We start from the raw sequence: 21,459 nt of genomic DNA, 5'->3' as shown, positions 1-21,459 counted from the left end.
CCGCCCGCGAGCTTTGGGCGGCGCCACATGGCGCCGCCCAAAGCGGCTTGCGTGGAAGGTGAGTTGGCAGAGCATGGACTTGCCGATGCGCCATCGAAACGCCATGATGGCGTCATGGACCTGACGCCCTATGTGGACAACGTCCGCCACGAGTTCCTCGCCGCCGCCGAGGCCGGCGGTGAGCGCAATCTCGCGCTCGCCGAGCGCCTGGTCGGCTCGCTCGACTCCTGCGTGCGACTCGCCCTGCTGGGCGCGCTCTCCAGTGCGGCCGGCGAGATCACCCGCGAACTCGCCCCGGGTTCGGTCGACATCCGACTGCGCGGGCTCGACCCGGGCTTCGTGGTCACCGCACCGCCACCCATACCGCCGCCGGAGCCGCCGGCCGACCCCGATCCGACGGCCGGCGAGGACGAAGGGCCCGTCGGGCGGATCAACTTCCGCCCCCCGGAACACCTCAAGGCCCGCATCGAGGAGGCCGCCGCCCGCGAGGGCCACTCGGTCAACGCGTGGCTCGTGCGCACCGCCAACGCCGCCCTGGGCGTCGACGCGGACCGCGCGGCACAGCGCCGGCCCGACGGCGGCCGGCGGCACACCGGCTGGGCCCGATGACCCGCCCCCTTCCCGCGCCCGACCCGATGAACGAGAGACCCGCCGTGGCCGTATTCGACACCCCCCACCCGATCACCGCGACGATCGCGATCACCGCGGGCGACATTCGCGTCGAAGCGAGCGAGCGCGGTGACACCGTCGTCGAGGTACGCCCCACCGACGCCGGCAACGACCTCGACGTCAAGGCCGCGCGACAGGTGCGCGTCGACTACACGCGCGGCCGACTCGCGGTCAAGGAACCCACCGGGCCGGGTCGGCGCTTCGCCACGCCGCACGGAGGCGGTTCGGTCGACGTGCGGATCGCCCTGCCCGAGGACTCGCACGTGCGCGGCGGTTCCGCGTGGGCCGCGTTGTGCGCCGACGGCCGGCTGGGCGAGGTCCGCTTCGAGGGCGTGCGCAGCGACATCCGACTCGAGCACACCGGCGCGCTGCGCGCGGTCACCGTCGGCGGCAACGTCTGGGTCGGTCGGGTGGTGGGCCACGCCGAGATCACCACCAGCTTCGGCGACATCCGGGTGGGCGTGATCGAGGGTTCCGCGGTGATCGGCAACGAGAGCGGCGACACCACGATCGACGAGATCATCGGCGACCTGCGCGTCGGCAGCACCAGGGGCGGCGTCGACATCGCCCGCGCGCACGCCGACGTCGAGGTCAAGGGCGCGCACGGCGACGTCCGCATCGGTGAGGCCGGCCGCGGTCGAATCCGACTCACCACCGTCTCCGGGGCGATTGCCGTCGGCGTCCGGGAGGGCAGCACGGCCGGCTTCGACGTGAGCACGGTCTCGGGCCGCATGCGCAACCTACTCGACCCGGTGCACGGTCCCGGACGTGCCGGCGAGGTCGTCGAGATCCGCGCCCGCACCTTCGACGGCGACGTGACGATCAGCCGCTCCCGAGCACCACTTGGACGACGAGGGGATTGACGATGAGCGAGAAGATCGTGCTCGAGACCGAGGGCCTGCGCATGCGCTATGGCGCGACCGAGGTCCTGAAGGACGTGAACCTGCGAGTCCGACACGGCGAGGTGCTGTGCCTGCTCGGACCCAACGGAGCCGGCAAGACCACCACATTGGAGATCCTGGAGGGCTTTCGCATGCGCTCCGCCGGCCGAGTCGAGGTGCTGGGCGTCGATCCGGCGCACGGCGACGAACGCTGGCGGGCCCGGGTCGGCGTGGTCCTCCAATCCTGGCGCGACCACGGCCGCTGGCGCGTACGCGAGTTGCTCGCGCACCTGGGTACCTACTACTCCTGCTACTCCACCGAGACCATCCAACGGCCCTGGGACGCGGACGACTTGGTCGCCACCGTCGGCCTGACCGAGCACGCCGACCAGAAGGTCCGCACCCTGTCGGGCGGCCAACGCCGCCGACTCGACGTCGCCGTCGGCATCGTCGGCCGCCCCGAACTGCTGTTTTTGGACGAGCCCACCGCCGGTCTCGACCCGGTGGCCCGCCGCGAGTTCCACGAACTCGTCGAGCGCCTCGCCGCCGAAGAGGAGACCACGATCGTGCTCACCACCCACGACCTGCACGAGGCCGAGAAGCTCGCGGATCGCATCGTGATCCTCGACGGCGGTCGGATCATCGCCGACGGCACCGCCCGCGAGCTCGCCCACAGCATCGTCGGCGAGGACGAGGTGCGCTGGTCGCACGAGGGCGAACGGCACACCCGGGCCACCAACGCCGCCGCCAAGTTCGTCTTCGAGCTCTACCGCGAATACGGCGACGCGATCACCGCACTGGAGGTGCACCGGGCCTCGCTGGAGGACACCTATCTGTCCCTGGTGCACCGGGCCGAATCCGCCCGCGCCGAGGCGGTTCACGCCAGCGCGCGCGAGGCGATAGCCCGTTGATCCGCGCCCGCCCCGAGGGGCGGCTGTCGCTCTGCCCGCCGGTGGTCGCCGGCCGAGGCTTCGGGTGGGTTCCCACGCGCGGGGCCGGGCCCGGCGCGGGTACGGCGCAGCGCGTTCCGCCGCGGCGGCGGGACGGCTTTTTTCCGTGCCGCTCCGCACGAGCTTCGTTTCCTCCCCGGACCGACACCGGGGCATCCACGAAGGAGCCGAGATGAACCCCACCACGACCGCACTGCACGCGGGCTGGTCCCGCGGTGTCATCGAACTGCGCCAGTCGTTCACCAACGTGGGCGACCTGTTCAACCACTTCTTCTGGCCCGTCCTGATGCTGATCGTCACGTTCTCGCTGCGTGACGTCTCCTTCGGCGACAGCGGGTTCGAACTGGGCACCCTGGTGTTGCCCAGCATCCTGGGCATGAACGCGGCGATGGCCATGGTCACCGTGAGCCAACAGCTCACCGCCGAACGCGAGGACGGCACCCTGCTGCGCGCCAAGGCCACCCCCAACGGCATGGTCGGGTACCTGGTCGGCAAGATCGTCTCGGTGTCCGGCGGCCTGGTCGTCGACCTCGCGATCTTCCTGGTGCCGGGCATGCTGATCATCTCCGATCTGACCGTCGGCAGTTCCGGCGCCTGGGTGACGTTGATCTGGGTGCTCGCCCTGGGGCTGCTGGCGACCCTGCCGATCGGCGCGGTGCTCGGCTCGGTGTTCACCAGCGCCCGCAGCCAGGGCGTCCTGTTGCTGCCGATCCTCGCCATGATCGGGATCTCCGGGATCTTCTACCCGATCACCTCGATGCCCGACTGGGTGCAGTGGATCGCGCAGGTCTTCCCCGTCTACTGGCTCGGCCTGGGCATGCGCGCCGCGCTGCTGCCCGACAGCGCGGTCGACGTCGAGATCGGCGATTCCTGGCGTCAATGGGAGACCGTGGGGGTGCTGGGCGCGTGGGCCGTGGTCGGCCTGGTCCTCGCGCCGATCGTGTTGCGCAAAATGGCCCGGCGCGAATCGGGGTCGAGCGTGGCCGAGCGCCGCGAGCGGGCCATGCAGCGCGTCGGCTGAGCACGTCGGAAGGCCCCGGTGGGCGGCTTGTGCCGGCCACCGGGGCCTTCGCACGTCGCCACCACGCCCCCGTTCCGACCCGGTCGAGTTTCGACTCCACCGCGCCGGCGGGGGCTTCTCCATTCCGGGTACCCGCGAAATCCCCAAAACCGCGCGCATTTTCCGGGAAAATGCTGCCGTCGTAGCCACGATATAGAAGACGGATAGTCGCGAAGGTCATGGTGGTTGGTATCGGGCGGACGCCCGAGCCGCATGGAGGCCGACGCAGCGAACCGAGGTATTGACGTGAATACGAAGAACCCCGACAAAGTCGTTATCGTTGGTGGCGGAACCGCGGGTTGGATGACCGCCGCATATCTGAAGGCGGCGTTCGCCGACCGCATATCGATCACCCTCGTCGAATCCGGCAGAATCGGTACGATCGGGGTCGGCGAGGCGACCTTCAGCGACATCCGGCACTTCTTCGAGTTCCTCGACCTCAAGGAAGAGGATTGGATGCCGGCCTGCAACGCCACCTACAAGCTGGCCGTCCGGTTCGAGAACTGGCGCAAGCCGGGGCATCACTTCTATCACCCGTTCGAACAGATGCGCTCGGTCGACGGGTTCCCCCTGAGTGACTGGTGGTTGCACAACGGCCCCGGCGAACGCTTCGACACCGACTGCTTCGTGATGGCCAACCTGTGCGACGCCGGCCGCAGCCCCCGGCACCTGGACGGCAGAATGCTCGAACAGGAGTACACCGGCGCCGAGGAGCCCGTCGGCCTGACCATGTCCGAGCACCAGGGCAAGACCCAGTTCCCGTACGCCTACCACTTCGAGGCCGCGCTGCTCGCCAAGTTCCTCACCGACTACTCGGTGCAACGCGGCGTGCGGCACATCGTCGACGACGTCGAGGACGTCACGCTCGACGACCGCGGCTGGATCGCCAACGTGCGCACCAGGCAGCACGGCGACCTCGAGGGCGACCTCTTCGTCGACTGCACCGGATTTCGCGGCCTGCTGTTGAACAAGGCGCTCGAAGTCCCGTTCGTCTCCTACCAGGACACCCTGCCCAACGACAGCGCGGTGGCCCTGCAGGTACCGCTCGACATGAAGCGCCGCGGCATTCGCCCGTGCACCACCGCCACCGCCCAGGACGCCGGCTGGATCTGGACCATCCCGCTGTTCGGCCGGATCGGGACCGGCTACGTCTACGCCAAGGACTACTGCACACCCGAGGAGGCCGAGCGCACGCTGCGCGAATTCGTCGGCCCCGAGGCGGCCGACGTCGAGGCCAACCACATCCGCATGCGCATCGGACGCAGCCGGGAATCGTGGGCCAACAACTGCGTCGGCATCGGACTGTCCAGCGGATTCGTCGAACCGCTCGAATCCACCGGCATCTTCTTCATCCACCACGCGATCGAACAACTGGTCAAGTACTTCCCGGCCGCCGACTGGAACCCCAGGATGCGCGAGATGTACAACTCCGCGATCGCCAACGTGATGGACGGAGTCAGGGAGTTTCTGGTCCTGCACTACAAGGGCGCGGCCCGCGACGACACGCAGTACTGGAAGGACACCAAGACCCGGGCCATCCCGGACGCGCTCGCCGAGCGGATCGAGCGCTGGCAGGTGCGTCTGCCGGACAGCGAGACCGTGTTCCCGTACTACCACGGGCTGCCGCCCTACTCGTACATGTGCATCCTGCTCGGCACCGGCGGCATCGAGCTGCGCCCGTCGCCGGCTCTGGCCCTGGCCGACCCGACGGCCGCGCGCAAGGAGTTCGCCGCCATCCGCGACAAGGCCCGACACCTGGTCGAGACCCTGCCCAGCCAGTACGAGTACTTCGCCCGGATGCGCGGTCTGCAATGACCGAATCGCTCGAATCGATCGACGCGGTCACCCGATCGGACGGCCCCGCCATGCCGGAGGGATTTCGCGCGATGATGCGTGGATTCCCCACCGGCGTGGCCGTGGTGACGACGACCGACCCGGACGGCCGGCCGTGGGGCATGACCTGCTCGTCGGTGTGCAGCGTCACGCTGGAACCCCCCACGCTGCTCGTGTGCCTGCGGGCCGCGAGCCCCACGCTGGCGGCACTGAGACGGCGCGGCGCCTTCGCGGTCAACCTGCTGCACGACGACGCGCAGGCCACCGCCGAACTGTTCGCCTCCGGCACGCCGGACCGCTTCGAGCGCGTCGAGTGGTACGCCGACCCCGATCACGAAAGTCCCCACCTGGCCGCCGACGCGCACGCCGTCGCCGACTGCCGCGTCGACCGGACCCTGCCGGTCGGCGATCACGTGGTCGTGTTCGGCGAAGTGCTCGGCATCACCCGACGGCGCGGCCGTTGGCCGCTGCTGTACGGGCTGCGGCGGTACATGCGGTGGCCGCGTACCTGAGCGCCGGCGACCCGCGTCCCGCACCCCGACTTCCGCGCCTCGCGTCCACGGGCGGGACGCCGCGGTCGTCCGCGTCGGTCCGTTACGCGGGACAGTGCAGGGTGGGGCTCGCGGTCAGGATGGCCTGGTGCACATCGCGCAGCAACACCCCGGGCTCGACTCCGAGTTCGTCGGCGAGCAGGCGCCGACCGCGCTCATACAGCGCCAGCGCCTCGGCCTGGCGGTCACACCGGTAGAGCGTGGTCATCAACTGGGCCCGAAAGCGCTCCCGCAGCGGGTACTGCCCCACCAGCCTGGTCAGTTCGGGCAGTACCCGCGCGTGCCGGCCCAGCGCCAACTCGGCCTCGACCAGGCTCTCGATCACCGAGGTGCGGGCCTCCTCGATCCGCGGCCCCTCCGCGTTGGTCAAATGCTCCGAGACATCGGCCAGGGCCGGACCGTGCCACAGCGCCAGCGCGTCGCGCAACAATCGGCCGGCCTCCTCGTAGCGCCGGGCCAGCAACGCCGATTGCCCGCGTGCGGCCAGCCGCTCGAACTCGAGGAGATCGAAGAAATCCTTGTCGATCCGCATCAGGTATCCCGGCGAACGGCGCGTGATGCTCAGACTGTGGCCGACCGTCTTGCGCAGCCGGGAGACATAGTTGTAGATCTGTGCCTTCAGCGTCGCCGGTGGATCGAACCCCCATAATAATGTGCTCAGTTCGGAGTCCGAGAGGAAACGCCCCTCCGCCAGGAGCAAGGCCGCGAGAACCGTGCGCTGTTTCACCCCGTCCAGTGGAATCCGGGTGCCGCCGTCCAGGATCTCGACCGGCCCCAGAATGCGATATTCCATCTCACACGACCTCACGGATACTCGGTCTCGGTCTGCTTCGCCACCGCCCCGCCCCGACAGGCCCTGCGGGTTGCCCGCACACCGGGCTCGGGCGAGTCCGCCGGCCGTGCCGCGAACTCGCCCGAGCCCGGTACGCGGGCGCGGGCGAGCGCGTCCGGCCCGGCTACGCGGTGGGCCTCGCCTCGATCAGGTGATAGTCGGGCATGCCGGCCGCGGTGGTCGGCAGGTCGAACACGGCGGTGAGGGTCAGGTCCGCCGAGGCCAACAATTCGCGATACTCGGCTTCGGTGCGTTCCCGACCGCCCGCGTAGACCAGGTTGTTGAGATCGGTGAGCCCGTAACTCGCGGAGTCCGCCGCGCCGGGCACCGCCGGCAGCATGGTCTCCACCAGCAACACCCGGGCGTTCGGCGCCGCGACGCGACGACAGGCGCGCAGCAGCGCTCGCGCGTGCTCGTCGTCGTGGTCGCGGATCACGTGGTTGAACAGGTAGGCGTCGACCGCGGGATCCGTGTCGGCGCCGGCCTCCGGAGCCGTGGCGAAATCGCCCGCGACGACCCGGCAACGGTCGGCGACGCCCGCCCGGGCCAGCGCGGCCGTCGTCGCCTCCACCGCCTCCGCCCGCTCGTACAACACCCCGCGCAGCGCGGGCGCGGCGGTCAGCACGGCGGCCAGCAACGCGCCCTCGTCGCCGCCGACATCGACCAGCATGCGCACCTCGGAGAAGTCGTACGCCCCGATCACACCCGCCGTGTACTCCCGGCTGTTCAGCGCCTTGGCCGCGCGGAACCGCGCCGCGTGTCCGGCGTCGCGCAGCGCCGCCTCGAACGCGGTCAGGCCGGTGTCGGGGTGCCGGGCGGTCGTGCCGGTACGGACGATCCGCGACAACTCGCCCCACGCCCACCACAACTCCGGCGTGGTGGACAGCAGGATGTCGTCGAGCGCCGACTCGGCCGCCTCGGCCCGCAGCGGATCGGCGAGTGCGGTCAGCGCGAACCGCTCCCCGTCCACCTGAACGAGCAGACCGAGGCCGGCCAGCGCGCGCAGCAGCCGACGCAACGCGGCCGGATCCGTACCGGTGCGCTCGGCCACCTGCTCGGCCGCGAGCGGGCCCGCCGCGAGCGCGTCGGCGACCCGGAGTTCCGCGGCGGCGCGCACAATCGCCGTGGGAATGTAACCGAATGACATCTGCGACAACGATTGATCCATGGTGAAGCGTTTCTCCCCGTGGTGTGGTCGGGCCGATCAGGCGGTGCGCAACGGCAGCGAGCTGACCCCGATCATGTCCGGAGTGGCGAAGAATTCCGGCGGATTCGCGGGGTCGGTACGCAGGCTCGGAAATCGGTCGAGCAGCGCGTTCAGCGCGATGCGCCCCTCCATCTGGGTCAACCCCGCGCCGATGCAGTAGTGGATGCCCCGTCCGAAGCCCAGGTGCGGGTTGGGGTCGCGCTCCGGTCGATAGATGCCCGGATCGGCGAACACGCCCGGGTCGCGGTTGGCGGCCCCGAGCCACAACATGAGCATTCGGTCCTTGGGGATCTCGACCCCCGACAGCGCGACGTCGACGTTGGTGGCCCGGGTCATCGCCGTCGAGGGCGGCAACATCCGCAGGGCCTCCTCGATGGCGCCCGGGACGAGCGATCGATCCGCGCGCACGCGGGCGCCCTGCTCCTCGTACGCGTCCAGGCACAACACCGTGTTGCCGAGCAGCATCGTGGTGGTGATGTGCCCGGTGACCAGCATGATGTTCGCGACGTTGACGACCTCGTTGTCGGTGAGCCGCTCGCCGTCGATCTCGGCCGTGGCCAGGTGCGTGAGCAGATCCTCGCGCGGGTGCCGCCGACGCTCGGCCACGTGCCCGGCCAGGTACTCCAGCAGCGGCCGGAGCTGCTCGGTCGCGTCGCTGATGTCCCGGCGGCCCTGCTCGCTGTCGTCCAGGAAGGAGAAGCCGCTGAAGCTCGCGATGATGTTGTCGGCCCACTTCTTGAACATGTCGCGATCGCTCGCCGGAACGCCGAGCAACTCGGCGATCACGATGACCGGCAGCGGGAAGGTCAGGTCGGCGACGAGTTCGAGTTCGGGCTTTCCCTCCACCCGATCGAGCAGCTCGGTGGTGATCTCCACGATCCGCGTCTCCATGCCGGCGATCAGCCGAGGGGTGAACGCGCGGCTGACCAACTGCCGGAACTTGCGGTGCTGGGGCGGGTCCATCTGGGACATGTCGCCCTCCATGAGCGACGGGTCCACGGTGACCGGAAGCAGCCGCGCGGTGTGCGAGGAGAACCGCGCGGCGTCCCCGAGCATCTCCAGGCACTCGGCGTAGCCGTAGACGTTCCACACACCCTGCGCCTCGTCGAACGTGATCGGCGCGTCGGGCCGTTCCCCACGCAGCCAGCGGTGATCGGGATGGATGTTCCACCGGTCTACGACCGTCGTCATCGTGTTTCTCCTTCGTCACGGAACGCGTGCGGGAACTCGACCGAACGGGCCGGGCGTTCGGCCCGGACGGTGGGGGTGGGCGGGGTGCTCACCGGGTCAGCACGGGCATCGATTCCAGGCCGCTCGCGTCGATCACCCGGAAGAACGTCGGCGCGTGGTCGGGGTCGGTGCGCAATGCGGGAAAGCGGTCGAGCAGCGCGTCCACCGCGATGCGGCCCTCGGCTCGGGCCAGCCGCCGGCCCAGGCAAAAGTGCACGCCCCGGCCGAAACCGATGTGCACATTGGGGGAGCGGGCCGCGTCGAAGGCGTTCGGGTCGGGGAACTGGCGCTCGTCCCGATTCGCCGCGCCGCACCACACCATCACCATCTGGTCCTTGGTGAAGTGATGTCCGCCGATCTCGGTGTCCTCGGCGACCACGCGCATGATCCCGGAGAGCGGACTGAGGAAGCGAATGGATTCTTCGATCAGACTCGGCATCAGCGACCGGTCCGCGCGTACGCGCTTTGCCTGATCGGGGAACGCCTCCAGACACAACATCGTGTTGGCGATCAGCATGGAAGTCGTGTGGTGCCCGGCAATCAGCAGCCGGTTGGCGATATTGAATATCGCCCCGTCGGAGAGTCGCTCGCCGTCCAATGTCACGTGCACGAGGTGGCTCAGCAGATCCTCCCTCGGCGTGCGCCTGCGATCCGCGGCGTGTTCGCTCCAGTAGTCGCGCATCTCGCGCAACAACGCGAATCCTTTCTCCAGTTGGGCCTCCATCTCCTCCAAGGTCTCGGGCGGCGCCAACTCCTCCGCGCCGTCGAGCAACTGATGCATCCAGTTCCGGAACAGCCCCCGGTCGCTGCGCGGTACGCCCAGCAGGTCGGAGATGACGAGCACGGGCAGCGGGTTCGCGAAGTCGGCCACCAGGTCGAACCGATCCCGATCCGCGATGTCGTCGAGCAGTTCCTCGACTATCCGATGCACGCGCGGCTGCATGTCGGCCACGAGTCTCGGGGTGAAGGAACGATCCACCAGACCGCGTACCTGACGGTGCTCGGGCGGATCCATCTGGGCGAAGTCGCCCTCACAGATGGCCGGGTCGATCGGAATGGGGGACAGGTGGGCGGAATCGTTGGAGAAGACCTTCGGCCGGCTGAGTATGTTGACCGACTCGGGATACCCGTAGATGTTCCACATCTGTAGTTTTTCGTCGTACTCGACGATCTTGGCGGGTCGTTTGCCGTGCAACCAGAAATGTTCCGGGTGAATATTCCACTGATCGACGAGTGCGCTCACAGGAAGTTTCCTTCCGTAGAAGTCTCAAGTACCCCGAGCCGTAATTGATGATCCGGCTCTCGGCCGCGTATGATCGCTCTGTGGCCGGCCCGATGAAGGCGCTGGGACGCCGGTTCGAGAAAACGACCGGATACCGATCCAGCTCCGTTCGAGCCTTTCAGCGGCACCTTCGAACTGTCAAGGTCACGGTCCCCCGACGAACCACGCCGCCCGGAACGGCGGTCGCGCTTTCCTTTCGACGCGACCGACATATCCCGAGCCGGGTGCGATGCGCGATGATTCGAGGATGTCCTGCCGACGGGACATCTCCCGACGCACACACCCCGAGTGCCCCGATCGACTGTGGGTTCTCGGGAATTCTTTGTACGAGTCCGGGGTTCGACTCGTGGGCCCGGTGATTCGGCCGGAGGGACGGGTGTTTGCCGGTCGCACCGGTCATACCGGTCGTGCTATCGGCGTCGGGCGGATCGGGGGAATGTGCGAGTCGCAGCGCCGCGACGATTTCCGGGGTCGCGCGACCGTTCAGGGCGAGCACGAGTGCGTCGGGACACGACTCGTACACGTCGCCCCGCCGTCGGCGCGCCTTGTCGTCCCGGACCCGATGGCCGCCGGTTACTCCCCGGCGCATTCCACCCCGGAGTGCCGCGAGGCACCACGCGGCCTTCGGTCAGGCGCCTGCGCACCAAAACCCTGCGCAAACACGAATTCGCCCCCAGCGGTGGTTGGTCGTCAGCCGGGTTGATGCGGGCTACGGGTGCTTATGTGCTGGTCGGGGTATGAATGACCGTGATCGTTTCGACTGCCACAGGTGAACCATCGACTGACGTCGGGTGCCTGACAGAAGCAGGTTGTTCTGTCATGGAGTTGCCGATTCCTGTGTCAGACCCGGTCTTCGAACTGCCCCTGAAGTGCCCGCCGCGCCGCCCAGTTGCGCGGGCAGCGCGGCGCGGACCGCGTCCGGCACATCGTCCCTGCGGGCATCCCGCCGGCCGATGTGCCGTGGGCGATCGACGGCTGACCGACTTGTACTCGGCGGCAGAGCGGACGAGGAATTCTCGGGACGCGTGGGGCGCATAGTTGAAGCCGTATCGCCACGGGAGAACCCGGTGGGTACCCCGAGCGGCCCACCCGACACCGAGTCGTCGTTACCCCCGACGGGCGACGTCGCGCCGAGACCGCCGTACAACCTGCTCGCCGTCCCGGCCCCCATCGTCGGGACACCGGACTGCGTTTGACGCGTCCATCCGAAAGGTAGGCGGAGTTGCGTCTGGTGCATCGACTCCGCACGGGGGCGGGTCGGGCGCCGTCACCGGTTCACCGGAGTACGACGGTGACGCCGTACTCGCGCAGGAGGTTCACGGTCGCCTCGAAGTAGGACTCACCGCCGAGGTGGTGCAGGATGTGTCCGGCGAGGGCGCGGCGGGCGATGTCGGCATGGTGCCAAACGAGGGTGAACGGGGGGATGACGGAGGGCCCGCCGCACAAACAGTCCATTACCGAGTCAAGGCATGTCCCGTAATTGGCGCCGGGGCCGAGCAGGGCTTCGCCGAGCGCCAGGAGCAGGCCGGTCCTGTCGGTGACGTGCTGTCCGTCCAGGTGGTACGTCCCGCCGGAGAGGCCGTCCGGCCCGTACGGGCCGACGCGGGTGAGGTCCAGCCACTCGGATCGGCCCTCGGCGTCGAACCGTGCCCACTGGTTGGGCCTCGTGGGAACACCGGCGGACCAGATCTCCCAGACTGCGCGAGCGGCCGGGGTGGGGCGGTCGTCACCGGGGTCGGTGACGGTGACGTCGATCAGGGCTCCGCCGAGGACGGATGGGCGTGCCTCGACGGTCTCCGGGTCGAGACGGTACCCGGTCATCGTCCGGCCGTCGCGATCGAGGCACCGGAGCGTGATCGGTTCGCCCTTCTGCGGAGCGGGGCGACACAGCAAGGTCAGCAGCGGTTCGGCGGGTTCGCAGCCGATCAGGTGCACGGGCCGGCTGGGTCGCCGCGGGCGCGGGGTGAACAGCCCGTCGACGGAACGGCAACCGCCCGATGGGCCATCCCCCCGGATCGAGGGGAACCACAGGTCGAACCGCGGACTCGAAGGCAGCCGCTTGCCGCCCCGGAAGTCGTCCTCCCTCCTGACGCCGGTGCCCACGACGATGTCCACGCGCCCGGGATCGCCCGGCGTGGGCCACTGGGCCAGGACAGCGGTGTCCTGCAGGTCCCAGAAGCGGGCCGGCCCGTCGTTTGAGGCATCCACCGGCTCGATCGAGAGCATTCCGTCCCCCAGCAGCCGCACCGTTTCGGCGCCGGCCGCCACGGCCCGCACCAGCGGGCTCTCGCGCGGGCAGCCGCGCAGCGTCAGGACCTCACGCGGCAGCGCAGGCGCGTCCACGAACAGGCCCTCTACCTCCGTGCACCGCCCCCACAGCACACCCTCCTCCTCATCGCCGACATCACCCTGAACCAGGAGATACCGGACGGGGAAGTCCCGCTCCCACCCCACATGTTCCTCGGACCGCACGCTTGTCCCCTGCCACCAGGCCGTCTCGGCGGGCCAACCCTACGGCTCGCCGACGCCGAAGCCCTCCGAATATCACTTGCCTGGAATGACGCTCCCCGCGGGTCCGCCGAGTACGAGGCGACGGCCGGCCGGGCGTTGTGGCCGCCCGGACCCTCGATACGGGGCGTGCGTGAGGTGTCGCGAACGCGGTTTCCCGGCAGGTGTGTTGCTCGCGGTGACCGGGTGCACCGGGCACGAGGACGCCGGGCGGGCGCCGGTCACGGTGCCGAGCTCGCATGAGCGGCGCCACGCGCGGATTGCGAACCCGATCGGGCCCATCGACGTCGGATCCGGGCGGCGGGGGCCTCGCCTCTCGGCGGCGCGCCCGTCGGGCATTCCACCGGGCGGGCAACCTCGCACCGGGCCGGGGCGTCGCGGTGTCGTGTGCGCACCCGGTCGACGACGCGGTGATGGCCGGCGTGCGGGTGTTGTAGACCAGGCCTCGGGCGGGTTCGCCGATACGACAATCCGCAAGGTCCCGGACATCGCCGAACCTCGACCATCCCTCACTACCGCTCCTCCGGAGGCGGGGGTTCCACGGCGGGGCGCCCCAGGGATCGTCTGCCGGCCACGGAACGGAGGGTTCCGGCAGCTGGTGCATCGCGACCGCGTCCTCGACCCGTCCCTGTCCGATCAACATGCGGGCCAGTCGCGCGCGGCCAAAGCCGGTGTCTGCGGCGTACTCCCACAGCGCGGCGATCGCCTCGTCGACCCTGCCCTGCGAATCCAGCAGTCGGGCCAAGTCCTGGACGGCATGCCGGTCGTCCTCGTTCTCGTTCCGGGCGACGACCTCGGCGATCGCCTCCTCCGCCCGTCCGGCCTCGGAGAGCAACCACGGCCGCAGACTCCTCGCGTACTCCGCGACGTGCGGATTGCGCTCCGCCGTTCCGGCCAGGTCCAGAGCCGCCGCCGCACCGCCGCCGGCGACCAGGACCTCCAGGAACCCGTACATCAGGCACCCGCAGTCCGCGTCGTCCAACTCCGGGTGCACCGCCTCCACCGCCTCGTCCAGGCGACCGATGCGCGCGAGCAGCAGCGCCAACGAGCCCGCGGCGTACGGAACCTGCTCCCGGGCGGCGCGGCGCAGCACCTCCAACGCCTCGTCGACGCCGCCCGACTCCTCCAGCCGTTTCGCCAGGGCCGCGACGACCCAGCGGGCGTGCCGACCGTCGGCGAGCAGCGGTAGTTCGTCCAGGCGGTCGTGCCGCGCCAGGATCGCGGTCCATTCCTCGACGTCGTTGATCGACGTCCACTTGGCCGCGTCGATCCGCGCGCGCAGTACCTCAACGGCCTCGTCCACCCGGCCGCCACGCTCCAGCACCCGCGCGAGCACGATGCCGGCGTTCGAGGGCCCGTTCCCGTGGTTGAGCGGCCGCAGCAGGTCGACGAGCAGGGCATCGCGTCCGCGGCCGTCGCAGACCTCGACCAAGGCGTCGAGGTGGTACCGGTTACCCAGGCGCGGGCGCAGCGCCTCGATCGCCTCGTCGATACGGCCGTTGTCGGCCAGGAGCCGGGCCAGGATGTTCCAGGCGTCACGTTCGCCGCCCTCGGCGTGCGCGCGCACCATCGCGATCGCCTCCTCGCCGCGCCCGAGGGCGTGCAGGACCGGGGCGGCTCCCGGACGGCCGACCAGCGACCCGTCGTCACGAACGGGGCGATCACCTCCCACGCCGGCTCCGGTTCGCCGAGCGCCAGGAAATGCGTCACCGCGCCCCGAACGCAGTCCCACTCCCCTCGGCGCGCCGCCTCCACCACCGCGTCCACGTGTCCGCGCTCGAGCAGGAAAGCGACGGTGTTCGGCGGTACCCGGTGGAACAACTCCTGCGGCCGGTCGGCATGTTCGATGTCCATCCGCCGCACCGTAGGGGCCGGTGCCGACAATCCATCCCGGTCTCCCGGCCCCTGTGCACACAGCCGCTTCTCGTCTCGCGGACCGCTTCACCAACCCGCGCCACCCGTTTGGTGGGGTGCGTGAGAAGCACGCACACCGCGCACGCAACCCTCAGATCGAGGAACGACGTTCGTGCCGAACGAGGCGTGAGGCGGAGGGCCGATGGTTCACGTGTCCAGCTCCTCGCGTGTGCGTGTCGTTGTCGTCGTGTCCGGGCGCGGCGGCCGAGCAGGACCTCGTGGCCGCGCCTCGCAGAACGTGCGGGTTTCGAGAGGACTTCTGCGAAAGCCCACCTGCGGAAACGGACCAGGTTCCGGATCTCTCGCGGAACTCTCACATATGGTCGATCGTGCGAATCAGGCGGGAGGTTGATTGCCGTCGACCCAGCGGCGGACTTCCCGCGCCTCCTCCTCACGCCCCGGCACATCGAGCAACACCGCCTGAAAGCCCCGCACTCGGAGCAGCAACGGCAGGACGGACGGCAGCGTGGCCACGTACCGCTGGTAGCTCTCGACGGATTGTTCGGTCGCGGTCAGCACCTCGGCTCACCGCCCCACCTGCGACAACTGGACGCCGAGGTTGGACAGCGAACGGGCATGCGCCGTTGCCCAATGCACGTTTCCGGTAAGACGGTAGACACGTGGAGGGTGTTGTAACACTGTCGTCCGGGACGACCCGTCACGGCCGTGAGCAGGCAGGACGTGGTGTTTCGGGGATGTGGGGCGGGGCGAACAGGCGTGGTTGTCGTTCCTTCTCGTGACCATGTCACCGGTTGGCGACAGCGCTGTTGTGGTGCGACGACCGGGGTGTTGGCGGGGTCGGCGGGGCGGCCATGGTGGTGGGGAAGGCACCGAGGGGTCGAGTGGGTTTCGGTCCCAACCACCGGCTATCAAGGGGTCGTTCATGTTCCGCAACCGTCGCACTGCCCTTCTCGTTTCCGCGGCCGTTCTCGGCGGCGCGATGTCGATGACGGCGTGCCAGGGATCGGACTCGAACTCGAACGCGGGGGCCGCGCAGGGCTCCTTGCCCGTCGCACCCCCGGCGGCCCCGCTCGCGTCGGCGGCCACCGGCGGCAACCTGGTCGGCAGCGGAGGGGGGACCGAGTCGGCCGGCAAGGTCACCTCCGGGAAGGACTCCTCCGCGAAGGAGCCCACCGGGAAGGGTTCCGGGGGATAGGGCTCGACCGGCGCGGGCAAGGGCGGCGGCAACGACGGTTCGATCGGCAAGTGCCGCACCGACGACCTGCGGGCCACCGCGCAGGACGCCACCATCGGCGGCGACAACGAACTCACCGTCGCCGTGACCTTCAAGAACATCGGCCACAACTGCACGATGTCCGGCTTCGCCGGCGTCGACCTCCAGACTGCCCAGGGGCCCCTGTCCGCCAAGCGCGTCGGCACCCCCGCCGACCCCTTCACCCTCAAGAGCGACACGTCGGTGTCCTTCGGCATCACCTACCCTTCCGGCGCCACCGACCCCTATGGCGTCAAGATCACCGGCCTCCAGGTCAGCCCGCCCGGAGAAACCAAGACCATCACCCTGAACTGGCCCGGCACCCCCACCGTCCCGGTCGTCGACGGCGCCGGTTCCCCGATCGACGTCGGCCCCATCGGCAGCGCCGGCCAAGGCGGCTGACCCCCACGACGCGCCGGACCGGCGAAGCGGCACCGGGGACGTGTACTCGATCGCCGCCCGTTGGTTGTCGGCGTCGATGCGGTCGTCGAGCAGGGCCAATCGCAGCGCCGGGAGGTCGTCACCGCCGTGGCAGCCCACCCATCCGGCACAGACGCGGGCGCCCGGCACGTCGCGGTCGATCACGTGGCATTGCCACAGTGCCGCCGGCTGAGCGGGCGTCGGCGCATCGTACGGAGGGAGCTTGGCGTACTGCTCGGGCGCCCGGATGCCCGAGGGCACGTCGGGCCGATACGGGCAGGTGTCGAAGGGACGGGCCGCGGGCGGGCCGCAGGTGGGCGCGACACCACGCCCGGCCTCGCCGTCGACGGCGGCTTCGCGGCCCGACCGGGTGATTCGCGGCGGACCCGGGATGCGCCCCGCCGGGATGGTGCCGGAGTTCGGGCGTCAACATGCCCGGCCGGCGGGCGGGCGCGGGAGAGGCCGTCGCGGGGCACGGGCACTTCCACGGGCGGTTGCCGCCTCAGGGCCGCGGCGAATGGGAGGGCGGGCGGATCAGCCCGTTCGTGTTCTCGTTCGTGCCGCGTTGCCAGGGGCCTGCCGGGGTGGGCGAGGAAGACGCCTTCGGTGAAGTACGTCGCGAGTTCGGGCCGCGTCCGCCCCGGCTGCGGACGGTTCGCCCGATCCCGAATCGGCGCGGGTGCCCTGGTCGACGATGGAGGTCGTCACGCCGCACGATTCCGAGGCCCGGTTCTGCCACAAGGCCGGCAAGGCCGCGTGGGTCGGCTACCGCGCCCACCCGACCGAGACCTGCGACACGGGCGCGTCGAACGTCGCCACCGCGCCCGCCGCGGAACAGGACATCGAGGCGCTCGACGACATCCACACGGCTCCCGTCGCCCGCCGACCGGCCCCGCCGAGTACCTGGTCGACGCCGGCTACGTCAGCGCGGAGACGATCCGGCACGCGGCTGCCACGCACGGCATCGACCCGACCGGCCCGATCCGGGTCGATCCACGCGCCCTCGACCGACCCGGTTTCGCCAAGGCGGACTTCACCTTCGACCGGGACAACCGCACCGCGATCTGCCCGCGTGCGATCACCAGTCCACCGTGGAAGCCCACCCTCGGCGATCAGCAGCCCCGATTCGTCGTGGCCGCCGAGACCGTGGTCATCTCGGCGCGGAGCTCGACTCGTATCCATGGCGGCTGCCGGCGGCGCCCGGCCGATCTCGCGACGGTCGGACGATCGACCTGGGTCGACTTGATGGTCCGCCGTTTCGTGTGGACGACGACATCGTGCTCGCGCAGGACGGGCGTCGAGCAGACATCCGGGCCGACCGAGCCGTTCGGCCGACGAACCTCGCCGCTTCGCCAGGCTCTGGACACGGTCGCCCCGGTGGATCGGAGCACTCCACTCACGAACTGCCTCGGCGAACCTCTTGGCGTACTGCGGGGAGATGCTCCGCCGGCGCGGCCTTCGGGTCCCACGCATTGGTGGTCTGCACATAGGCGTAGATGACCGAGGCCATCGCCAGAATAAGCAGTGGTCCGAACACCCACGGATATTCGGCCATCTCCATCGGCAGATAGCGGTACGCCACCAGAAGCACAGCGAAAACCGTCGCGCCGTGGATGACCAGACGAATTCCCTGCCAATCCCAGCCACGGTCGAGCGAGCGCGTCGCGGTCTCGATCGTGAGCGCGAAGACCACACCGGCCACGAGGTCCACGCCGTAGTGGTAGCCGAATCCCAGCGTGGCCGCGAGCGTGGCAATCAGCCAGAACGTTCCTGCGAATCGGATGAACCGCGAGCCCTTGCGCGAGTGGACGAAGATTATGGTGGCCCACGCCGTGTGCAGGCTGGGCATGCAGTTGCGAGGGGTGATCTCGTCGAACCGCATCGAGAGTGGAGAGCCGATCGGCGGCGGCGTGTTCGGCCACAGGTCGGCCACCGCCCAGGACCCGCCGTCGGGGCCGTAGGCGAAGACCGGACCGACCACCGGGAAGAGCATGTAGATGCTCGGCCCGAGCAGGCCGATGGCCAGGAAGGTGCGCACCAGATGATGGCCCGGGAAGCGGCGCTCGACCACTACGTTTCGAAGTTGGTACAGCGCGACGATGGCCGCTGCCAGGGGAAGTTGACCATAGACGGTACCGAGGACATGGGAGCTGATCGGGTCGGTGGCCGCGACCAGCCGGCCGGCCGCCCACGACGGGTCACCCAGTGCGTGATCGGCAGTCGCCACATACTGGTCGAGCACGGCCGGGCGGGTCTCCGACGTGATGAGCAGCCAGGTGGCGCCGGTCTTGTGGCCTGCCACCAGCAGCAGCCCAAGCCCGGCGCCTTTCAGCATCAGGACGCGTTCCCGGCCGGTGCGGCGCGTGAGAGCAAAGATCGCACAGCCGAAAATTACCCACAACGCGCCGTTGCCGTAGTTCATTTCGGCGCCGACCATCGATCGCACCAACCAGAAGGCGATGTCGATGCCGATTGCCGCACTCACAACAATAAACCGTTGCCGCCAGGTGAGTACCACCATCATCAACGTCAAACCGGCATACAGCAGCTGCCCCGAACGGGGAGCGAGTATCATCTCGCGTGCCTGGCTGGTGATCGGCCCCGGTAGACCGTAGCGACGCGCGAACACCTCCATGGTGACGAGAAATCCGAGGATCGCCATTCCGAGTGCGACCAACGGGATCGCCTGTGGCCTGCGCTGCACGACGACCGTGATTCTGCGACTTATCTGCGGTATTATGAATGTCAATTACTTGGCCAATGTGTCAGAGTTTGGTAACGGATCAGAGTCCACCAGGGCGCTGAAGCCGTGCCCCAGTATCGCGGCCACGGCCGGCCCCGGGTTCTCGGGGGCTTTAGGTGAGGCGCGCACATCGGTTGCGGGCCCCGGTCGTTGGTCGCGTTGTTGTGATTCGCCGATCACGCCCCGTGGCACAGGCGCTCGACGGCGCCGCCGGACGGGCCGTTGCACGAATACGTTCCGGTCGGTCCCGGTGGTCCTTCCGACAGCGACGGACACCACGTCCACGGCGGAGGCGCGAACGAGGATGACGTCCTCCGTCGCGAAGACACGACGCGTGCGGGCGGGGCGAACAGGCGGGGGAACGCGGCACCGCGTCGGCGCGCTGTCGCGACAGCGCGTCCCCGTGCGCGGATGAGCCGAGATGAGCGCGGTGGCCATCGTGAACGGCCCACTCGCGCTGCGTCCTTCCTCGTCGACGACCAGGCGCAGTGCACAGTCCCCGGTGGTGCGGTCGGTGCCCCAGGGCATGACGATCACCGCGCCCGGCCTCGCCGGCTCGATCCACGCCACGGGGATACGGCGCACGCGGCGGTGAGCCGGACCCGGTCATAGGAGCCTGTGTCGGGGTGTCCGAGGGTTCCGTCGCCGCTGACGACGCCGGCCGTCGTCCCACTGGGTCACCAACGCCCGGTCCGCATACACCGCCGCCAGGGAATCGGATCCGCCGATCACCGTTCTGCACGACGCCCGCTGGGCCCGCGACCTCCTGCACACCGCCCACGCCACCCGCCCCGGGGAACGGGGATGACACGCTTACGCGAAACCGTGCGGTGGGAGGTGGGACCGTTACCCGGATGCCCTGCGGGGCGGCCTCGTCTCGGCCGGAAGGCTGAGCGACGCGGCTGGGTTGGGTTCGTACCACGATTGGCGCAGAGTACGGAATGCGCAGGCGTGCGTCGGCACATGGTGTGGCGCCCGAGGCGCTCGCCGCATCGCCGGATTGCTCCCCTTGCCGGTCACTCCTCGCAGCGTGCCGTTGACATGCGGTTCATACCGCCCTGTGTTCCGCTGGGATGGGCGCCGGCGATCGTGATCGAACCGAACGCGCGACGCCCCCTTGTCGCGCCGAGCGACTGACAAACCGCGCCACGCGAAGGAGCCGAACATGCCCGGCGACATCACTCAGCCCTGCAATTTCACCGACACCAGGCCCACGATCAAGCGTGGCGCCACGGGGGACGCGGTCAAACAGGAGCAGTGTTACCTCAACAACTCGTTGACCGGGACCAAACTCCTGGAGGACGGAATCTTCGGTCCGGTGACCGAAGCCGCCACGCGCAGATTTCAGACCTGCGCGAAAATCACCATCGACGGTATCTGCGGCCCGCAGACCTGGTCGTTCCTTACGTTCTGGGCCAACTCGGCGGACTTCGTCTGCTGAACCCCTGGCATACGCGTCGAACGGCTGCGGGTGAACGGCGGTTGGCATGCCAACCGCCGTTCACCCGTGCTGTCCTCAGGCCTGCACCGGTACCGACTTGGCGACGATCAGCCGCTGCGCGACCTTGATCACGTCCGGGTCGGGAATTCCATTCCACTTGACGAGTTGATCGATCGTCGTGCCGAACCTGTGGGCGATGGCCGTGAGCGTGTCACCGGACTTCACCGTGTAGAAGGTGTCGTGCGGTGTGTCGGACTCGTTGACGATGAGTTTCTGACCGGTATTGATCAGATTCGGGTTGGAAATATTGTTCCACTTGACCAGCTGATCGATGGTCGTCCCGAACATGTTCGCGATGACCGTGAGCGTGTCACCGGACTGGACCACGTAATGGGTGAAATGCATTGTTTTCGTCGACATAGTGGTCACGGTAACCCAGACATCCCGCCATCGCGCGGAGGAGAGCGCGCACGCGCGTCGGTGCCGTTGTGTCGTTCGCCCCCATGGGGGCAACCTTCAGGCCCCCTGGGTCTTTCACCCCCTGTCCTCCACGCCCGAGGCACCCACCAGCATCCTGGTGAACGGGTGCCCAGGCTCGGTCAGGACGCGCCGCGCCGGGGGCCCTGTTCGACCACCCGCCCGCCGTCCAGGACGGCGATCCGATCGGCGAGCCGACCCGCTGCCGCCACATCGTGGGTGATGAACACCAGGCTCGGTTCGACGTG

The 21,459-nt window shown here is 69.3% G+C and carries 17 protein-coding genes and 1 pseudogene; 8 read left to right on the top strand and 10 right to left on the bottom strand.

Features of this window, described 5'->3' with window-relative positions; all coding sequences use genetic code 11:
* Positions 1-114: 114 nt before the first annotated feature.
* The 6 genes from ACMXN5_RS33070 to ACMXN5_RS33045 all read left to right on the top strand — a co-directional run bounded on the left by ACMXN5_RS33070 (position 115) and on the right by ACMXN5_RS33045 (position 5,905).
* Positions 115-609 carry a toxin-antitoxin system HicB family antitoxin gene (locus tag ACMXN5_RS33070; protein WP_439678570.1) on the top strand — a complete coding sequence of 165 codons (495 nt, stop codon included), beginning with the start codon at positions 115-117 and terminating at the stop codon, positions 607-609.
* Between the two features lie 44 nt (positions 610-653).
* Complete coding sequence (locus tag ACMXN5_RS33065) at positions 654-1,532, top strand: DUF4097 family beta strand repeat-containing protein (protein ID WP_439678569.1); 879 nt, start codon at positions 654-656, stop codon at positions 1,530-1,532.
* A gap of 2 nt (positions 1,533-1,534) precedes the next feature.
* Complete coding sequence (locus ACMXN5_RS33060) at positions 1,535-2,461, top strand: ABC transporter ATP-binding protein (protein WP_439678568.1); 927 nt, start codon at positions 1,535-1,537, stop codon at positions 2,459-2,461.
* Between the two features lie 211 nt (positions 2,462-2,672).
* Entirely contained in the window at positions 2,673-3,521 is an 849-nt protein-coding gene (locus tag ACMXN5_RS33055; protein ID WP_439678567.1) for an ABC transporter permease, read from the top strand.
* A gap of 252 nt (positions 3,522-3,773) precedes the next feature.
* Complete coding sequence (locus ACMXN5_RS33050) at positions 3,774-5,375, top strand: tryptophan halogenase family protein (RefSeq protein WP_439678566.1); 1,602 nt, start codon at positions 3,774-3,776, stop codon at positions 5,373-5,375.
* Positions 5,372-5,905, top strand: a complete 534-nt coding sequence (locus tag ACMXN5_RS33045; protein WP_439678565.1) for a flavin reductase family protein — start codon at positions 5,372-5,374, stop codon at positions 5,903-5,905. Before ACMXN5_RS33050 ends, ACMXN5_RS33045 begins: the two co-directional genes overlap by 4 nt.
* Positions 5,906-5,987: 82 nt before the next feature.
* Here ACMXN5_RS33045 and ACMXN5_RS33040 read toward each other — a convergent pair whose 3' ends face one another.
* The 7 genes from ACMXN5_RS33040 to ACMXN5_RS33010 all read right to left on the bottom strand — a co-directional run bounded on the left by ACMXN5_RS33040 (position 5,988) and on the right by ACMXN5_RS33010 (position 15,436).
* Positions 5,988-6,737, bottom strand: coding sequence for an AfsR/SARP family transcriptional regulator (locus ACMXN5_RS33040; RefSeq protein WP_439678564.1), 750 nt, complete (start codon positions 6,735-6,737; stop codon positions 5,988-5,990).
* A 163-nt stretch (positions 6,738-6,900) separates the two neighbouring features.
* Positions 6,901-7,944 (bottom strand): methyltransferase, encoded by a 1,044-nt coding sequence (locus ACMXN5_RS33035; RefSeq protein ID WP_439678563.1) that lies wholly within the window; start codon positions 7,942-7,944, stop codon positions 6,901-6,903.
* Positions 7,945-7,980: 36 nt separating this feature from the next.
* On the bottom strand, positions 7,981-9,174 hold the full coding sequence (locus tag ACMXN5_RS33030) for a cytochrome P450 (protein ID WP_439678562.1): 1,194 nt from the start codon (positions 9,172-9,174) through the stop codon (positions 7,981-7,983).
* An 88-nt stretch (positions 9,175-9,262) separates the two neighbouring features.
* On the bottom strand, positions 9,263-10,456 hold the full coding sequence (locus ACMXN5_RS33025) for a cytochrome P450 (protein ID WP_439678561.1): 1,194 nt from the start codon (positions 10,454-10,456) through the stop codon (positions 9,263-9,265).
* Between the two features lie 1,314 nt (positions 10,457-11,770).
* Positions 11,771-12,967: a barstar family protein gene (locus tag ACMXN5_RS33020; protein WP_439678560.1), complete on the bottom strand. Its 1,197-nt coding sequence runs from the start codon at positions 12,965-12,967 to the stop codon at positions 11,771-11,773.
* A complete protein-coding gene (locus ACMXN5_RS33015; protein ID WP_439678559.1) occupies positions 12,900-14,675 on the bottom strand; it encodes a tetratricopeptide repeat protein in 1,776 nt (591 codons plus the stop codon). The genes ACMXN5_RS33020 and ACMXN5_RS33015 overlap by 68 nt, the downstream gene beginning before the upstream one ends.
* A gap of 578 nt (positions 14,676-15,253) precedes the next feature.
* Positions 15,254-15,436, bottom strand: a complete 183-nt coding sequence (locus ACMXN5_RS33010) for a hypothetical protein (protein ID WP_439678558.1) — start codon at positions 15,434-15,436, stop codon at positions 15,254-15,256.
* Between the two features lie 679 nt (positions 15,437-16,115).
* Here ACMXN5_RS33010 and ACMXN5_RS33005 point away from each other — a divergent pair.
* Complete coding sequence (locus tag ACMXN5_RS33005) at positions 16,116-16,532, top strand: DUF4232 domain-containing protein (RefSeq protein WP_439681329.1); 417 nt, start codon at positions 16,116-16,118, stop codon at positions 16,530-16,532.
* A 9-nt stretch (positions 16,533-16,541) separates the two neighbouring features.
* Here the strand turns inward: ACMXN5_RS33005 and ACMXN5_RS33000 are convergent.
* A pseudogene (locus ACMXN5_RS33000) lies at positions 16,542-16,925 on the bottom strand (DUF6283 family protein); the annotation flags it as partial.
* 1,021 nt (positions 16,926-17,946) lie between these two features.
* On the bottom strand, positions 17,947-19,212 hold the full coding sequence (locus tag ACMXN5_RS32995; RefSeq protein ID WP_439681328.1) for a phosphatase PAP2 family protein: 1,266 nt from the start codon (positions 19,210-19,212) through the stop codon (positions 17,947-17,949).
* A gap of 1,246 nt (positions 19,213-20,458) precedes the next feature.
* Between ACMXN5_RS32995 and ACMXN5_RS32990 the strand changes: the two genes are divergently transcribed.
* Positions 20,459-20,734: a peptidoglycan-binding domain-containing protein gene (locus tag ACMXN5_RS32990; protein WP_439678557.1), complete on the top strand. Its 276-nt coding sequence runs from the start codon at positions 20,459-20,461 to the stop codon at positions 20,732-20,734.
* A gap of 75 nt (positions 20,735-20,809) precedes the next feature.
* Here the strand turns inward: ACMXN5_RS32990 and ACMXN5_RS32985 are convergent, their stop codons facing one another.
* Positions 20,810-21,154, bottom strand: a complete 345-nt coding sequence (locus ACMXN5_RS32985) for a LysM peptidoglycan-binding domain-containing protein (protein ID WP_439678556.1) — start codon at positions 21,152-21,154, stop codon at positions 20,810-20,812.
* Positions 21,155-21,459: the final 305 nt, after the last annotated feature.

It is taken from the genome of Embleya australiensis, assembly GCF_051903075.1.
In the GTDB taxonomy this organism is placed as follows: domain Bacteria; phylum Actinomycetota; class Actinomycetes; order Streptomycetales; family Streptomycetaceae; genus Embleya.
Note: the sequence above shows the minus strand (reverse complement) of the source record. Positions and strands in the feature narration are given on the sequence as shown.